This window comes from Bradyrhizobium sp. (assembly GCF_035701725.1).
Classification (GTDB): Bacteria; Pseudomonadota; Alphaproteobacteria; order Rhizobiales; family Xanthobacteraceae; genus Bradyrhizobium.
Genome location: NZ_DASSRP010000236.1, coordinates 1 through 13108, shown reverse-complemented (window position 1 = coordinate 13108; position 13108 = coordinate 1). Strand labels below are relative to the sequence as shown.

Sequence of the window (13108 nt, the reverse complement as noted above, 5' to 3'; positions counted from 1 at the left end):
TGGCCGCAAACCCAATGCGGCCGAGCTTGCCGCGCCCGCTTCGCTCCTTCTGCCCGAGGGCACCTACGGCCCGGCATTCCTGACGCTCAAGAACTACTACGCGATCAAGGAATACAATTTTTCCGATCTCTATGTGCTGTTCGTCGGCCATCTCGCCGACCGCATGGTGAGCCCGCTCCCGTTCGCGACGCCATGGTCGGCATCGACGCAGTTGCGCACAAAGGACGTCGAGGCCATGCAGCGCGGCCTGACACGCATCGGCCTCTATGCCGACAAGATCGACGGCAAGGCCGGCATGAAGACGCGTTCGGCGGTTGGCGCCTATCAGAAACAGGCCGGGCTCAAGGTGGACTGCTGGCCGAGCGAGGCGGTGCTGCGTTCGCTTTCCACGGCGCGCTAACCCGAGCAGGCCGAGCCTTCGCGATGCCGTTAGCGAACGGTGCAAAATAAGCCGCGTCCTCGCGTGGACAAGGGCGGCTCACAAAAAGCCCGGCCGCAATGGCCGGGCTTTCGCAGATCGAATTGCGCCAGATCTTGCTGAACGCATTTTACTTAGGCGAAGCGACCGTCAATCGCAGTACTGAACGCGACGGAAGCGCCAGTCGTAGCCATCCCAGTAACGCTCACGTACCCAGCGGCAGGGCGGGGGCGCGTAAGGATCCACATAGACGGGAGCCGGCTGCTGCTGGCTCGCGATTGCGCCGCCAACGATCGCACCGCCGATGATGCCGCCGGCAATCGCAGCGCCAAGCGCGCGCTGGGCGTTCGCCGGGGTCGCGCTGAGCGCGCCGGCGACCGTTGCGACCGCAAGAAGCGCAGCAAATGTCTTCTTCATGTTCAGGATTCTCCTGGAGATGCGGCGCCGCTTAAGCGCCAGGGGTTAAATTGATTCGTACGCCGAACTCAGGTTGTACCCTGTCGCCGGAGGGGCGCACAACGGTCAACCCAAAGTGAACGTCCTTAGCACATCCGTTGCAAAAACGGTTTTTTCGGGCCGCAATTTCCGCACGCTCTTTGAAATCAGGCGGGAATGACGGGGTCATCCCGCCCGATTTAATGAAGATGAACGGTCCTCAGTCGCAGACCTGAACGCGGCGGATCCGCCAGGCATAACCATCCCAGAAGCGCTGACGCTGCCAGTAACAACCGCCATAGGGCGGCTCGGCGACGGCGGCATAGCCGGGTGCGTAATAGGGCGCGGGGCCATAGTAATAACCGGGGCCATAGTAGTACGGGCTGGATGCGATCGCCCCGCCGACGATGGCACCGCCGATCAGTCCGCCGGCGATCGCCGCGCCAATGCCCCGCTGGGCATGGGCCGGAGCCGCGGCCGCAAAAGCCACCGTGGCGATGGTCGCCAGAGCCACCAGAGTTTTCCTCATGGCATCACCTTTCTGAGTTGAATACGAGACGCGCTATCCAAGTGGGTCCGTCTGGGAAAGTTCCACATTTTGCTTGAACGATCAATGAACGAGCAGGTCATAATGCCGGCCCAATCCAATAACTTGCGGGTCTATTGTGCAATGCACAAAATAAACCGGCCTCGGTGGGGAGCGGGCCCGTGAGTGGCGCTGTTTTACCGCTTGTCCTGGTCGCAATCACCGCCGCCGCGGTGCTCTGGCACGGCGGGCGCCGCAAGGGAGGGGCAGGTAACGACGGTTCAGCCGGCACGAATGGCGGCGACGATGCCGCTTGGCTCAGCGGACACGGTCATTCCGGGGATTTCGGCAGCGGAGCGGGGCATAGCGGCAGCAGCGATGGTGGCGGTGACAGCGCAGGCGACTGAAAATCGCCAGGCCCATTTTGATTTACCGCGATCGGTGTTTTTTAGATTCATTCCAGAGTAGCGGCCGCATCACTTTGGAATCACTTCAAAACCGCGTTTTTGTCTTTGCATCTCACGAAGCGTTTCAATATCGAAAAGCTCCAATCAGCGATGGGCCTGCCGTTTTAGATGATCGTCTGTTCTTGCAACGTGCTTAGCGACCACGACGTCCGCACTGCCGTGGAGAGTTCGCAGCATCTTCCCCGCAACGCCAAGCAGCTCTACGGATGCCTCGGATGCAGTGCCGAGTGCGGTCGCTGCGCGCGCACCATCAAGACGATCATCGACGAAGCGCTGGGCGCTTGCGCCAAGGCCTGCTGTGCCGGCTGTCCGCACAGCCACGCGGCCGAGCATCACCACGAATTTCCGGTCGAACCCGCGCTTCCGCTTGCCGTCGCCGGGTGAGGCCTGAACCAACTGATTTGCGGCCCCCCTTTCCGCGCTCTGCACGATTCACAATCCCGCCAAACCGCTTAAACTTTGGCGGACGATGCGCTACAGCATCAAGCGGTACCGGCCGAGAAGGAAGACATCATGCAAGGCGACGCCAAGGTCATCGATTATCTCAACAAGGGTTTGCGCCACGAGCTCACGGCCATCAATCAATACTGGCTGCATTATCGCTTGCTGGACAATTGGGGTCTGCTCGAGATGGCCAAGACCTGGCGCAAGGAATCCATCGAGGAGATGGAGCACGCCGACAAGTTCACCGACCGCATTCTGTTTCTCGAGGGCTTTCCCAACATGCAGGTGCTCGATCCCTTGCGGATCGGCCAGAACGTCAAGGAGATCATCGAGTGCGATCTGGCGGCCGAGCATAGCGCGCGCAACCTCTATCAGGAGGCGGCGACCTACTGCCACAGCGTGAAGGACTATGTCTCACGCGATCTGTTCGAGAGCCTGATGAAGGACGAGGAACACCATATCGACTTCCTCGAAACCCAGCTCGACCTGATCGGGCGGATCGGGCTCGAGCTCTACACCCAGAAGCATGTGGGTGGGCTCGAGAAGGAAGAGCACTGATCTGCACGTCGTCCCCGCGAAGGCGGGGACCCATACCGCGGAATCTATCGACAAGGCGCGGACGGCCGACCAGCCGACAGTATCTGTCTGTGGTTATGGGCGCCGGCTCACGCTTCGGCCGGGACCAGCCGAACTGATATTTACAGCTGCGTCTTGTAGCGCGCTTCGACTTGCGTCTGCGTTTCCGGCTCGCCCAGCCCGGTCTGGTCGTGGATCACCTGGCTGATCGACGGAAACGTCTCGCGCTCGACTTTGGTGTCGCGGGACCAAAGCTTGGACCGCATCAAGGCCTTACCGCAGTGGAAATAGGCCTCGGACACCTCGATGCGCAGCACGGCGCGCGGCAGTTTGCCGAACTCTTCCATAGCGGCAATCAGTGCCGGCTCCGTCGTCAAGGTGCCGCGGCCGCCGACGCGCAGCGTCTCGTCGAAGCCGGGCACGAAGAAGATCATCTGCAACAGACCGGTGCCTTCAACGATGTTTTTGAAGCTGTCGATGCGATTGTTGCCGGGACGATCGGGCATCAGCAGTTCGCTCGGGCCTTCAACGCGGACGAAGCCGGGATGGCCGCCGCGCGGCGAGGCATCGACGCTGCCATCCAAACCCGAGGTCGCCAGCACGCAAAACGGCGACATCTCGATGAACTTGCGCGCGTGAATGTCGATTTCAGGCCGGGCTTTGGCGATCACACGTGCGGTCGGCATGGCGTAGATCGTGGCGAGATCGGCGGAGGTGACATCGGTCAAGGCAGTGCTCCTTGGTTCGGCCCCAAGCGTACCAGCCGGCCATCGCCGGGTCATGGGTCAATTTTGCACGCCGTCATTGCGAGGACTGATGAAGCTCAGACCGCATCCGCCGGCACAAAGCAGCTGATGACGATGCTGCCGCGGTGATGGACATACCACACCACCGCCTCGCCGACCGGATTGCCGCGGTCGCGGATGATGGCACGCGCTGGCACTTCCATCCACTGGCCTTCGATCGGCACCCAGTAGGCGCCGGCGCGAAAATCGTATTCGGTGCGGTGGCCGTCGGAAATGTCGCAGCAGGGGACGCCGTTCGGGGCGATCACGCCTTTGAACCAGGCGCGGATATCGGGCGGAACGTTGTCATATTGCCCATTGTCGAAAGCGAGCGCTGTGCCCGCCAGTGCGCAACACGCCAGTAACAGGGCAATGGGAACGAGCTTGCGCATCCGATCCTCGCGGCGATTGCCGAATCCAACAATGCGATTAGGCCCGAGACGTTCTTATGATGCACGCTCAAATAATATGCGTTCGCGGTGCACTCAAAATTGATGCGGCGCGAAATCGGCGATGCTCTTAGGCCTTTGCCTTGCGGCTTCTTCAGCGCAGCAGGCGTTCGATCTGGTCCTTGTAGAATATTGCGTTCGCAGTGGTGCCGTGGCCGCGCGTCTCTTCGGAGGCCGGGATCAGATAGATCTTGCCGTATTTGACATGACTGAGCGCATCAAGCGTGACGCCGGTCTCTGGCGGGTTGCGCTCGTCGTCGACCGCGTTGATCGCCAGCAGCTTGGCCTCGATCTTCGAAAGGCCGCCCGAGGCGTCGTAGTCGTGCGAGGCCTGCCACTGATAGATGAAGTCGTTGGCGTCGACTGTGAGCGGAGCGGCCAGCCGTTCGTCGACCATATGGTCGGCCTTGGCGGCCGTCGGCGCCTGCGCCTGATAGGCGAGCGTGCCGCCCGAGGTCGCAAAGCCATAGGCGGCGACCGCGTATTTCATCATGCGCGGCTGGCTGGTGTAATTGCCATTGTTGTAGTCAGGATCGTTGCGAATGGTCTCCAGCATCATCCGGCGCAAAATCCAGTTGCGCGCCGCCATCGCCGTCGGCTGCGAGGCCATCGGCACCACGGCATCCATCATGTCGGGATATTTTTCGGCCCAGAGCCAGGCATGCATGCCGCCCATGGAATTGCCGATCACGAGCCGCAGATGGGTGATGCCGAGGCCTTCTTTGACCAGGCGATATTGCGCCTCGACCATGTCGTCGTAATCGTAATTCGGAAATGCGGTCTTCATGCCGTCGGACGGCTTTGAGGATTTGCCGTGACCGATGCCATCGGGAATGATGATGTAGTATTTCGATGCATCGAGCGGTTGACCGGGGCCGAACAACTCGCCGGCAAAGCCCGGCGTGAGCATGCTGGCGGCCGAGCCGCCGGAACCGTGCAGCACCAGCACCGGCTGGCTGGCCGGCTCGCCAACCGTCGTATAGTGCAGCTTCAGTTCCGCCATCACCTCGCCGCCATGGAATTTGAAGTCGCGGGCGATAAAGTCGCCCTGCTTGGGCGCCGGATAGTCCGCGGCGGCCATGGCCGCGGCCGATAACGCCGAGAAGGCCGCAGCAAGGAACAAGGGACGCATGGAGAAGGGGAGATGGCGCATCGGAGACATGCCTCTATATTGACATTGGCCTTGCGAGATATTGGCTCTGCGAGCTTGACCCTTGGAAGAGCGGGACTGCTATTCTACGCGGGAGTGGAGGGAGATCAAAATGTGCCGAAACATAAAAACGCTGTTCAACTTCGAGCCGCCGGCGACCGATGAAGAAATTCACGCCTCCGCGCTGCAATTTGTGCGCAAGCTGTCCGGTTTCAACAAGCCGTCACAGGGCAATGAGGCCGCCTTCAACCGCGCGGTCGAGGAAGTTTCCGTGGCCGCCCATCGGCTGTTGAGCTCGCTGCACACCCACGCGCCCGCGCGTGACCGGGAAGTCGAGGCCGAGAAGGCGAGGGAGCGATCGCGGCTCAGGTTTGGCTAGCGTCAAAGGGATCTCTCATGGTCTGGTATGTCTATGTCGGCTGGTTTTTCGCCGGCGCATTTCTCACCAACGCCATTCCGCACGTGGTGCAGGGCATCTCGGGCAACCGCTTTCAGACGCCGTTCGCCTCGCCGCCGGGCGTCGGAGAATCCTCCGCGATCGTCAATGTGCTCTGGGGTTTTTGCAACATCGCCATCGGCGGCGCGCTGCTCTACATTTTCCTGCCGCAACTGCCGCCGCCATGGCCGCTATGCGTCGTCGCGCTGATCGGCGGGCTCATCATCGCGCTCTATCTGGCCCGGCATTTTAGCAAGGTACGAAATCAGGCGCCGCATCCATAGCGCGGCGTCACTCTTTGTCTTTCTGCTTGTCCTTGTGTTTGCGTTTCTTGTCTTTCTTGTCCTTTTTATCTTTCTTCTTCCGCTTCTTGTCGCGGCCTTCGTCGTCGCCCTCCTCGAACAACGCCTCGTTGTGATCCTGCTCGGCGAAGGCCCGTTGCGTGGCCGCATCGCGCTCGGCGGTCTCTAATGCCTCGCGTTCGCGCTGGCGCTTGTAGTCGTCATAGGCCTCGAATAATTGATGCAGCCAAGGCAGCACCTGATCGATGGAGGGCAACTGACCGGCTGGCCCGGCCTCACCGCGCGGACCCTTCTCGCCTTGAATGCCTTGTTTACCCTGAGGACCCGGCTCGCCGCGTTTGCCTTGCGGCCCCGGCTTTCCAGCCTTGCCCTGCGGCCCCGGCTTGCCGCGCCGGCCTTCGGGACCCGGCCGTCCGGGATGACCCTGCGGTCCCGGCGGTCCTCGCCGGCCGGTGGTGTCGTTCGCCACTGGCGCATCTCCTTAATTTTTCATCATTCTCTTAGCAGAGGAAGAACGACGCCAGCAATTGTACGGGGGATTGATCAACATCAATCGTAAACCTTGCCAGGCCTATCATGACTAAAGAAGCGATGAAGAGGAGATCGCGATGAATCCGGGCCTGAGGGTATTTCTGCTGTTCGCAGCAGTCTTTTTCGCCGCATTCGGTTTGGAGCGGACGTTCGTTCCCGACGTGGTGCCGATCGCGTTTGCCGACGAGCCGCAACCATCGTGGATGGTGCAGACTGCATTCCTGTTGCGCTCGCTCGAGCTGATGACCGGCAGCGTGGCGATGATCGCGCTGATCCTGATGTTCGGCGTGTGGGCCGACAGACTGCGCGAGATGCAGGGAAAGCTGAAGGCGAAGAAGCAGACGATCCACTCGCGCTGACCGGTCAGATCGCGCGATAGCCGCCGTCCGCCATCACGATCGATCCGGTCACGTAGGCGGAGAGATCGGAGGCGAGGAAGATCGCCGGCCCCACGATGTCCTCCGGCTTGCCGGCGCGTCCGAGCGGGGTGTGATCGATGAACACTTTCACCAGTTCCGGATTGTTGGCGCGCACCGCCGCATTGAGCGGCGTTTCGATCAGGCCGGGGCCGATGGCGTTGACGCGCACGCCGTATTTGCCGAGTTCGGCCGCGAGCGCCCGCGTGAAGCCGAGCACGCCGTGTTTGGATGTCGTGTAGGCTGCCGAATTCGGCGTGCGCACATGCACGAAAGACTGGATCGAAGCGATATTGACGATGCGGCCCTTGGTGGCGCGGATCTGTTCCAGGAACGCGTGTGTGACGTTGAACACGCCGTTCAGATTGATCGAGATGATGTCTTCCCAGTCCTTGATCATGGCGGCGGCCTCGCCCGCAAAGGCGTTGCGGCGATTGATGCCGGCATTGTTGACCAGGATCGACACCTTTCCGACCTGCTCGCCGATGCGCTTCGCGAGCGCGACGCAATCCTCGCGCTTGGTGACATCGAGTTTGAAGCTGGACGCCAGACCGCCGGCACGGCGGATTTCTTCGGCGGCTTCGGAGGCGGCCTGCTCGTTGATGTCGATCAGCGCCACTTGCGCGCCCTCGCGCGCATAGCCGGCCGCGATCGCCCGGCCGATACCCGAGGCGGCGCCGGTGACGGCGGCAATATGATTTTCCAGAAGGCCGGGCATGGTTTTCTCCGCGCTTTGTTTTCTCAAGCTTAACACCCGCTTGTGCAGGCCGCAGGTCGGTTCAGGAGCAAGCCTGTCATGCTGCGGCGCAATGTGACCGGGAGACCACAAGCCGGCGTCGATAGGATGGGAGGCAACCGCGTGTTGTCGCCTCCGCTGCAATTCGATTCAAGTTAGCGGCAATCGGAACGTAAAGCTTTAGCGATCCGGGGGTGTCATGGGCCTGGCGGTGTTTGCCCATGGATCGACATCTCTCGGAATGGAAGCTCGAGCTCGACCGCATCTGGGCGGCGCATGCGCCTGACTATGCCGAAGCGATACACCTCGCCCAACGGATCGCGGGCACGAGCGACGACGAAGCGCTGCGCCAGGCGGCCTCCCAGGCGCTGCCGATCTTGCGATGTGCTGCGGAGGCCGGCGCGGACCACGCCACCATCGTCGCGGCGCGTCGACGGCTTGCCGTCATTCGGGAAGTGATGTCGGCACTCACGGCACCACACTTCGGCCAGCGCTCGGCATCGCCGAAACTGCTCACGGTCGAAGAACTTTCGCGCAAGCTGTTGGGGCTGCCGCTCGACGGGCCGTTGAGCGAGAGCCAAATCCATCGCGCCTACAAACTGCTCGCCAAGCGTGTGCACCCGGATGCAGGCGGCAGGGCGGAGGATTTCCTGAGAATATCGGCCGCGCATGAAGCGTTGCTGAGGCAGCGGCGCAGGCCGCAGCGCTAGTGCTCGCCGCGGCGTCAGCCGTCAGTGGTAGCGGGCGCGGCAATGATAGAACGGCGCGCAGGCCTTGCGGATTTGCACCTCGCTTTCGCCGTCGAGAAACACGACGTCGAGATGTGCCTCGGTGTTGAACAGCGCCCCGAAAGCGCGATCCATCTGCAGCGCCAGTTTTCCACTCTGTTTCCGGTCGTGGGTCAGGAGGCCGAGGACGGCGACGAAGGTCGTACCGTCAAAGCTCGCACGGACGAGGTAGGCCCGCGCCACGGTCGTGTCGAGATCGAGCAGGACGGAGATCGCTTCCTTGAGCCGACGCTCATGTGCGCCATCCCGCGCACCCATGAAAGTGGTCGTGCTTGCGGAGAATTGATGGAGCAATCAAACCTCCCGTTACTCGGGGTGGAATGAGAGGGAAAGGCACGGGCGAGGTCAACGCTCAACCCGTACCTGCTGTTCCTGTCGAGCGCCACTTTAGTTCGCGGGCGGTCGATTCCATGGCCGCTGCGGGGAAGTCCCTGGTCGAATTCGCCGCTGGTGAGCGGGGACTTCAGGCCGGTGGCGCTGGCGGGCACGATCTTGTCGAAAGCCGGTGCCCGCCGTTTCCGAATGTTGCTGCTTACAGCGCGCAGTAGTGCTTGCGCAGCAGGAAGTCCTTGACCGCGACCGCACGCTCGAGGGTCGGCTGGCGGTGGGTCATGACCGTGTAGTGGGTGGGCCACGGCGTGGTCGGAAAGCCGTTATCCCAGATCTGGCAGTAGCCGGTGTCGGCGTACTTGATCACGTGGAAGGGCGCGGCCTGCGCCGGGCTCGCAGCGGCAAAGGCGGTGGCGGCAACAAAGGCGGCAGCGGCAATGGTGCGGATGTGATGCATGGTTATCTCCTTAAGTATGGTTGGTGCCCCGCTGAACCTGCTGATGGAGGTCCTTTGCGGGAAGACGTGTCTGTCGGACCGGGGGATCGGCCCGAACGACCATGAGTGTCGGCCAGCGTGGAACCGGTTCAAACGATCGCGTTTCAGTTTGATTTCAAAATGGTTTCGTCGCCGGCTTGCAAAGCCGCTGCGGTTGACGGTAAAGCGCTTTGGCTGGCGCGGGCGCCGGGCATTGCGCGGACGAGAGTGGCCCTGCGCGGGAGGACAAGATGATTGAAGCGGCCGAGGAGAAGGTAAACCCCGTTGCGCCGGAGCGGCTGCATCAGGCGCTCGGCATTTACCAGTCAGCGCTGGTTGCCGATCCGGACGGGACGACCGGCGAGGACGAGCCTGCGGCGCTGCGCGGCATGCTCGCCGTGAAGCGCGAATTTCCCGACCCCAAGGAATATTTGAGCCTGAGCCTGCGGCTCAAGCGCTTCACGGAAATCGTGGCCGACAAGAAGCTGATGAAATGGGGCATGGTGAAACACTCCGAAGGCGGCCTTGAGGTTCACGACGCCGTGGTCAACGCGCTCGCGGCTGCGCCCTTCCGCAAATCCGGCGTGCTCGACAAGGACGTGTTTCACGAACTGGTCAAGGCCGAGTTCAACCGGCTTGAGGCGGCGGAGAAGACGTAAAGGTTTTAGCCGTCCGACGCCGCCGCCACAGCGGCGCTGGTTGCGGCCGTGCCCGCCGCCTTCCGGCGCTGCCACAGCTCGTAGCCGAACATGCCAAGCACCATCGCCGCGACAAAGACGAGGATCGGCGTGGAAAGTCCGGCGAGGTTCACCAGCGCCGGTCCAGGACAAATCCCCGACAGGCCCCAGCCGATCCCGAACAGTACCGAGCCGGCCAGAAGCGGGGCATCGATATCGCCGCGCGTCGGCCACGAGAACTGCGCGGCAAACAGCGGCGCGCGCCGGCGCCGCGCGATGACAAAACCCGCGCCGGCGACGGCCACCGCGCCCGCCATGACGAAGGCGAGCGTCGCGTCCCATGCGCCGAAGACATCGAGGAAGCCGAGAACTTTTTCCGGCTCGGTCATGCCGGAGATCAGTAGTCCAAGGCCGAATACGAGACCGCAGGCAAAGCTCGCCAGGATCAGCGCCATGTCATGATCCTCCAAGGCCGTGGCGAACCAGCGCGACCGTGACGATCGCGGCCATCATGAACACCAGCGTCGCCGCGATCGAGCGCGCCGAAACACGGGCAAAGCCGCAAACGCCATGGCCTGACGTGCAGCCGTTGCCCATGCGGCTGCCGAATCCGACCAGGAGCCCTGCAACGGCGTAGAGCACCAGATTGGACGACGACAGCCGCGCCGGCCCCGATGTGCCCAGCAGCGGTCCGGTCAAGGTCGCGGCAACGAGCCCCGCGACAAAGGCGAGCCGCCAGGCGCGGTCGCTGGTCGCCGTCAATGCGCCACCGAGGATGCCGGCGACGCCGGCCATGCGGCCGGCAGAGAGCATCAACAGTGCCGATGCAAGGCCGATCAGCGCGCCGCCGATCAATCCACTTAGGGGCGTGAAATCGTGCATGTCCTACCTCCTGTGGTCAGCCGTGACCGCCGAACGGCCACGACAGCGGCGCCTGTGCGGCTGGTCTCTTCTAACATTTGCATCGCACGGACGGCCAACGCCTTTTTGCCGGCGCTTTCGGTCGGCTAAACTCCGCCCGCCAACGATTCGACTGCCTTGAACCGGGAAACCTTGGGGGAAACTATGAAACTATTGTCTGCCGTTCGCACGATCGTCCTTGCGCTGGTTGCTTGCGCGGGCCTCGCCTCAGCCGCGCAAGCGGACGAAGGTTATGTCCAGCTCACGATCTACAAGGGCGGCTGGATCATCGGCGGCAATGGCGGCGGCGGCGTGCTGGATTTCCATGGCCGGCGCTATTCGCTCGGGGTTGGCGGCATCGACTATGGCCTCGTGTTCGGCGGATCGCGCGCCGTGCTGCGCGGCCGCGTCCACAATATCTATCGGCCATCCGACATTGCCGGCGCCTATGCGGCGGGCGGCGCAGGCATCGTGGTCGGCGCCGGCGTGCGCGGCATCCTGCTCACCAACGCGCGCGGCGTGGTGCTCGAACTGTCAGGCACCCAGGTCGGCCTGATGGCGAATGCGGATCTCAGCGGGCTCGCGATCACGCTGCACTGAGACTTTGCTTTAACCGCCGGTCCGCCTGAAAATCTCATCAGCCGGCACCGGCGGCGTGATCCCGAAGGTATCGCGCAGCACCTCGTCCAGTTCGTTCGCATTTTGCAGCGTGCGCTCGGCGGCCACTTCGCCGTCGCGCCTCTCGGTCGAGACCAGCCGGTCGATCAGGCGGTAGCGCCGCCCGTCGACGACGCGCTCGGCGATCAGCCGGGTGGTCAGTGGAATCGACGGATTGGTCGAGGTGAACCAGTTGCCGAGCTCGTAATCGGATTGAAGCTGCGGCTGGGTGTCGAACACGTACATCGTCCGCCACGCGCCCTGCCGTTTGGCGCTGAGCGCGAACAACTCGCCTGACCGGCTGAGGCGATAGGTGCCCAGCGCGGTCTGCTGTTCGATGTCGGTCGCAAATTGCAGCGGCGCGTCGAGCAGGCAGGCGCCGAACCCGACATCGACGATGTAGCTGCCCTCCGGCAGTTCGGCCTTGAGCAGCATGTGCGTCTTCGGCCCCAGCGGACTCTCCGGCGGCGCCATCCAGCGCACCCGCCCGGCCAGCCCCGTGATCGCAAAGCCGAGCGCTTCCAGCGCCGCCTTGAACAACAGGTTCTGCTCGAAGCAATAGCCGCCGCGGTTTCCACGCACCAGCTTGGCCTGGATAGCGGCGGGATCAAGCTGCACCGGACGACGCAGATAAGGATCGATCGCCTCGAACGGGATCGCGGCAAGATGCGCCGCTTGCAGCGTCTTCAACGTCGCGAGATCGGCCGCGGGCGTGCCGCTATAGCCGATCCGCTTCAGATAATCGTGCAGGTGAAATTCGCCGTCCATGATGCGCTCCCGTGCGCCGGCGATACCATTTCACGGGAGCGCTGGCAAAACCGGCTGGCGGTTTACAGCGTGCAGCGATGCGCGAAGCGCAGCTTGTCCTGGACGCTGGCCGCTTCCGTGAACGTCGGCACCGGCTTGCTGACGACCTTGTAGTCGGACATGAAGTGCACCGGCTGTTCCTTCAACTCCGTATTCCAGATCTGGCAGACCCCGGTGTTGTCCCAGCGGATGACATAATAGCCGGTCTGCGGCATGGGCCGGGCAAACGCGGCGCTCGAAGCGAGGATGCCGGCGACGGCGCAAAGAGCGGTGATGCGACGCATGAAAGTTTCTCCTTCAGTGGTGAATTGATGATCCCCAGGCGCCCCAGGGTGGCCCGTGACGGCCCACGCAAATGACGGCGCTGACGGCTGTGTCCTGCGGCAAAAGAATGGCTCGCGCCAGTAGCAAGCGCGTGATCGGTGGCTTGCGCAGCGAGATCGGCTATGATGCCGAACAGGAAGGGATATCGGAGATCAGGCAATGAGACGGGCAGGCACCAAAGCTGCGATCGCGACGATCGGCTTCGCAGCCGCGCTGTCGCTTCCGCATGCGTTTGCGGTCGGGCCTGCGCAGGCCGCGGCGCCGCTCACGATTGCCGTTGCCGATTTTGATTACATCGACACCTCGGGCGAAGTCAGGGATCAGCGCGCGGCGCATCAGGCGCGGATGGCGCGGTTTGCCGAACTCCTGCGCGAGAGCCTCACAGCGCAAGGCGAGTTTCAGGTGCAGCCGCTCGAATGCGCCGATCCGCCCTGCACGCCAATCAACATGCAGCCGCAAAAATTCATCGACGCCAGCCG

The 13108-nt window shown here is 62.8% G+C and carries 22 protein-coding genes and 1 pseudogene; 10 read left to right on the top strand and 13 right to left on the bottom strand.

From position 1 onward, the window contains the following. Positions 1-400: peptidoglycan-binding protein (locus tag VFL62_RS13800; protein WP_325172936.1), on the top strand; the 400-nt coding region annotated here is incomplete at its 5' end. Between the two features lie 168 nt (positions 401-568). Here the strand turns inward: VFL62_RS13800 and VFL62_RS13795 are convergent. Then, entirely contained in the window at positions 569-835 is a 267-nt protein-coding gene (locus VFL62_RS13795) for a hypothetical protein (protein ID WP_325172935.1), read from the bottom strand. Positions 836-1073: 238 nt separating this feature from the next. After that, entirely contained in the window at positions 1074-1382 is a 309-nt protein-coding gene (locus tag VFL62_RS13790; protein ID WP_325172934.1) for a hypothetical protein, read from the bottom strand. Between the two features lie 572 nt (positions 1383-1954). On the opposite strand from VFL62_RS13790, the gene VFL62_RS13785 reads away from it, so the two are divergent. Beyond that, positions 1955-2230 (top strand): (2Fe-2S)-binding protein, encoded by a 276-nt coding sequence (locus VFL62_RS13785; RefSeq protein ID WP_325172933.1) that lies wholly within the window; start codon positions 1955-1957, stop codon positions 2228-2230. 129 nt (positions 2231-2359) lie between these two features. Continuing rightward, a complete protein-coding gene (gene bfr / locus VFL62_RS13780; protein WP_325172932.1) occupies positions 2360-2848 on the top strand; it encodes a bacterioferritin in 489 nt (162 codons plus the stop codon). A gap of 140 nt (positions 2849-2988) precedes the next feature. Here the strand turns inward: bfr and VFL62_RS13775 are convergent, their stop codons facing one another. From VFL62_RS13775 to VFL62_RS13765, 3 genes are all read right to left on the bottom strand, one after another. Beyond that, positions 2989-3594 (bottom strand): pyridoxamine 5'-phosphate oxidase family protein, encoded by a 606-nt coding sequence (locus VFL62_RS13775; protein WP_325172931.1) that lies wholly within the window; start codon positions 3592-3594, stop codon positions 2989-2991. Positions 3595-3689: 95 nt separating this feature from the next. Beyond that, the gene (locus VFL62_RS13770; protein ID WP_325172930.1) at positions 3690-4043 is read right to left on the bottom strand and encodes a hypothetical protein; all 354 of its coding nucleotides are present in this window, start codon (positions 4041-4043) and stop codon (positions 3690-3692) included. A gap of 151 nt (positions 4044-4194) precedes the next feature. After that, positions 4195-5232, bottom strand: a complete 1038-nt coding sequence (locus VFL62_RS13765; RefSeq protein WP_325172937.1) for an alpha/beta fold hydrolase — start codon at positions 5230-5232, stop codon at positions 4195-4197. A gap of 130 nt (positions 5233-5362) precedes the next feature. Here VFL62_RS13765 and VFL62_RS13760 point away from each other — a divergent pair, with 130 nt between their 5' ends. Together VFL62_RS13760 and VFL62_RS13755 are read left to right on the top strand one after the other, a co-directional pair. Next, positions 5363-5629, top strand: a complete 267-nt coding sequence (locus tag VFL62_RS13760; RefSeq protein ID WP_325172929.1) for a DUF2277 domain-containing protein — start codon at positions 5363-5365, stop codon at positions 5627-5629. A gap of 17 nt (positions 5630-5646) precedes the next feature. Further along, a complete protein-coding gene (locus VFL62_RS13755) occupies positions 5647-5970 on the top strand; it encodes a hypothetical protein (RefSeq protein ID WP_325172928.1) in 324 nt (107 codons plus the stop codon). 7 nt (positions 5971-5977) lie between these two features. Here VFL62_RS13755 and VFL62_RS13750 read toward each other — a convergent pair whose 3' ends face one another. After that, entirely contained in the window at positions 5978-6457 is a 480-nt protein-coding gene (locus VFL62_RS13750) for a collagen-like protein (protein ID WP_325172927.1), read from the bottom strand. A gap of 139 nt (positions 6458-6596) precedes the next feature. Between VFL62_RS13750 and VFL62_RS13745 the strand changes: the two genes are divergently transcribed. After that, complete coding sequence (locus VFL62_RS13745; protein ID WP_325172926.1) at positions 6597-6878, top strand: hypothetical protein; 282 nt, start codon at positions 6597-6599, stop codon at positions 6876-6878. A 4-nt stretch (positions 6879-6882) separates the two neighbouring features. Here the strand turns inward: VFL62_RS13745 and VFL62_RS13740 are convergent, their stop codons facing one another. Continuing rightward, positions 6883-7653, bottom strand: a complete 771-nt coding sequence (locus VFL62_RS13740) for an SDR family NAD(P)-dependent oxidoreductase (protein ID WP_325172925.1) — start codon at positions 7651-7653, stop codon at positions 6883-6885. A gap of 239 nt (positions 7654-7892) precedes the next feature. Between VFL62_RS13740 and VFL62_RS13735 the strand changes: the two genes are divergently transcribed. Continuing rightward, the gene (locus tag VFL62_RS13735; RefSeq protein ID WP_325172924.1) at positions 7893-8381 is read left to right on the top strand and encodes a DnaJ domain-containing protein; all 489 of its coding nucleotides are present in this window, start codon (positions 7893-7895) and stop codon (positions 8379-8381) included. A 21-nt stretch (positions 8382-8402) separates the two neighbouring features. Here the strand turns inward: VFL62_RS13735 and VFL62_RS13730 are convergent, their stop codons facing one another. Together VFL62_RS13730 and VFL62_RS13725 are read right to left on the bottom strand one after the other, a co-directional pair. Continuing rightward, positions 8403-8753, bottom strand: coding sequence for a hypothetical protein (locus VFL62_RS13730; protein ID WP_325172923.1), 351 nt, complete (start codon positions 8751-8753; stop codon positions 8403-8405). Between the two features lie 238 nt (positions 8754-8991). Then, a complete protein-coding gene (locus VFL62_RS13725; protein WP_325172922.1) occupies positions 8992-9246 on the bottom strand; it encodes a hypothetical protein in 255 nt (84 codons plus the stop codon). Between the two features lie 269 nt (positions 9247-9515). Here VFL62_RS13725 and VFL62_RS13720 point away from each other — a divergent pair, with 269 nt between their 5' ends. Beyond that, complete coding sequence (locus tag VFL62_RS13720; RefSeq protein WP_325172921.1) at positions 9516-9923, top strand: hypothetical protein; 408 nt, start codon at positions 9516-9518, stop codon at positions 9921-9923. 5 nt (positions 9924-9928) lie between these two features. Here VFL62_RS13720 and VFL62_RS13715 read toward each other — a convergent pair whose 3' ends face one another. Together VFL62_RS13715 and VFL62_RS13710 are read right to left on the bottom strand one after the other, a co-directional pair. Then, the gene (locus VFL62_RS13715; protein ID WP_325172920.1) at positions 9929-10396 is read right to left on the bottom strand and encodes a DUF6691 family protein; all 468 of its coding nucleotides are present in this window, start codon (positions 10394-10396) and stop codon (positions 9929-9931) included. 1 nt (position 10397) lies between these two features. After that, complete coding sequence (locus VFL62_RS13710; protein WP_325172919.1) at positions 10398-10823, bottom strand: YeeE/YedE family protein; 426 nt, start codon at positions 10821-10823, stop codon at positions 10398-10400. A gap of 183 nt (positions 10824-11006) precedes the next feature. On the opposite strand from VFL62_RS13710, the gene VFL62_RS13705 reads away from it, so the two are divergent. Beyond that, positions 11007-11441 (top strand): hypothetical protein, encoded by a 435-nt coding sequence (locus tag VFL62_RS13705; RefSeq protein ID WP_325172918.1) that lies wholly within the window; start codon positions 11007-11009, stop codon positions 11439-11441. Between the two features lie 9 nt (positions 11442-11450). Here VFL62_RS13705 and VFL62_RS13700 read toward each other — a convergent pair whose 3' ends face one another. Together VFL62_RS13700 and VFL62_RS13695 are read right to left on the bottom strand one after the other, a co-directional pair. Beyond that, the gene (locus VFL62_RS13700) at positions 11451-12266 is read right to left on the bottom strand and encodes an arylamine N-acetyltransferase (RefSeq protein ID WP_325172917.1); all 816 of its coding nucleotides are present in this window, start codon (positions 12264-12266) and stop codon (positions 11451-11453) included. Between the two features lie 62 nt (positions 12267-12328). After that, positions 12329-12589 (bottom strand): hypothetical protein, encoded by a 261-nt coding sequence (locus tag VFL62_RS13695; RefSeq protein ID WP_325172916.1) that lies wholly within the window; start codon positions 12587-12589, stop codon positions 12329-12331. A 199-nt stretch (positions 12590-12788) separates the two neighbouring features. On the opposite strand from VFL62_RS13695, the pseudogene VFL62_RS13690 reads away from it, so the two are divergent. Next, a pseudogene (locus VFL62_RS13690) lies at positions 12789-13108 on the top strand (DUF2380 domain-containing protein); the annotation flags it as partial.

Excerpts from the sequence above, each read along its gene's own strand:
- VFL62_RS13695 (WP_325172916.1), bottom strand. The coding sequence starts at position 12,589 with ATGCGTCGCATCACCGCTCTTTGCGCCGTCGCCGGCATCCTCGCTTCG.
- VFL62_RS13745 (WP_325172926.1), top strand. The coding sequence starts at position 6,597 with ATGAATCCGGGCCTGAGGGTATTTCTGCTGTTCGCAGCAGTCTTTTTC.
- VFL62_RS13760 (WP_325172929.1), top strand. The coding sequence starts at position 5,363 with ATGTGCCGAAACATAAAAACGCTGTTCAACTTCGAGCCGCCGGCGACC.
- VFL62_RS13725 (WP_325172922.1), bottom strand. The coding sequence starts at position 9,246 with ATGCATCACATCCGCACCATTGCCGCTGCCGCCTTTGTTGCCGCCACC.
- VFL62_RS13735 (WP_325172924.1), top strand. The coding sequence starts at position 7,893 with ATGGATCGACATCTCTCGGAATGGAAGCTCGAGCTCGACCGCATCTGG.
- VFL62_RS13785 (WP_325172933.1), top strand. The coding sequence starts at position 1,955 with ATGATCGTCTGTTCTTGCAACGTGCTTAGCGACCACGACGTCCGCACT.
- VFL62_RS13720 (WP_325172921.1), top strand. The coding sequence starts at position 9,516 with ATGATTGAAGCGGCCGAGGAGAAGGTAAACCCCGTTGCGCCGGAGCGG.
- VFL62_RS13755 (WP_325172928.1), top strand. The coding sequence starts at position 5,647 with ATGGTCTGGTATGTCTATGTCGGCTGGTTTTTCGCCGGCGCATTTCTC.
- VFL62_RS13715 (WP_325172920.1), bottom strand. The coding sequence starts at position 10,396 with ATGGCGCTGATCCTGGCGAGCTTTGCCTGCGGTCTCGTATTCGGCCTT.
- bfr (WP_325172932.1), top strand. The coding sequence starts at position 2,360 with ATGCAAGGCGACGCCAAGGTCATCGATTATCTCAACAAGGGTTTGCGC.
- VFL62_RS13705 (WP_325172918.1), top strand. The coding sequence starts at position 11,007 with ATGAAACTATTGTCTGCCGTTCGCACGATCGTCCTTGCGCTGGTTGCT.
- VFL62_RS13795 (WP_325172935.1), bottom strand. The coding sequence starts at position 835 with ATGAAGAAGACATTTGCTGCGCTTCTTGCGGTCGCAACGGTCGCCGGC.
- VFL62_RS13770 (WP_325172930.1), bottom strand. The coding sequence starts at position 4,043 with ATGCGCAAGCTCGTTCCCATTGCCCTGTTACTGGCGTGTTGCGCACTG.
- VFL62_RS13710 (WP_325172919.1), bottom strand. The coding sequence starts at position 10,823 with ATGCACGATTTCACGCCCCTAAGTGGATTGATCGGCGGCGCGCTGATC.
- VFL62_RS13700 (WP_325172917.1), bottom strand. The coding sequence starts at position 12,266 with ATGGACGGCGAATTTCACCTGCACGATTATCTGAAGCGGATCGGCTAT.
- VFL62_RS13790 (WP_325172934.1), bottom strand. The coding sequence starts at position 1,382 with ATGAGGAAAACTCTGGTGGCTCTGGCGACCATCGCCACGGTGGCTTTT.
- VFL62_RS13740 (WP_325172925.1), bottom strand. The coding sequence starts at position 7,653 with ATGCCCGGCCTTCTGGAAAATCATATTGCCGCCGTCACCGGCGCCGCC.
- VFL62_RS13765 (WP_325172937.1), bottom strand. The coding sequence starts at position 5,232 with ATGCGTCCCTTGTTCCTTGCTGCGGCCTTCTCGGCGTTATCGGCCGCG.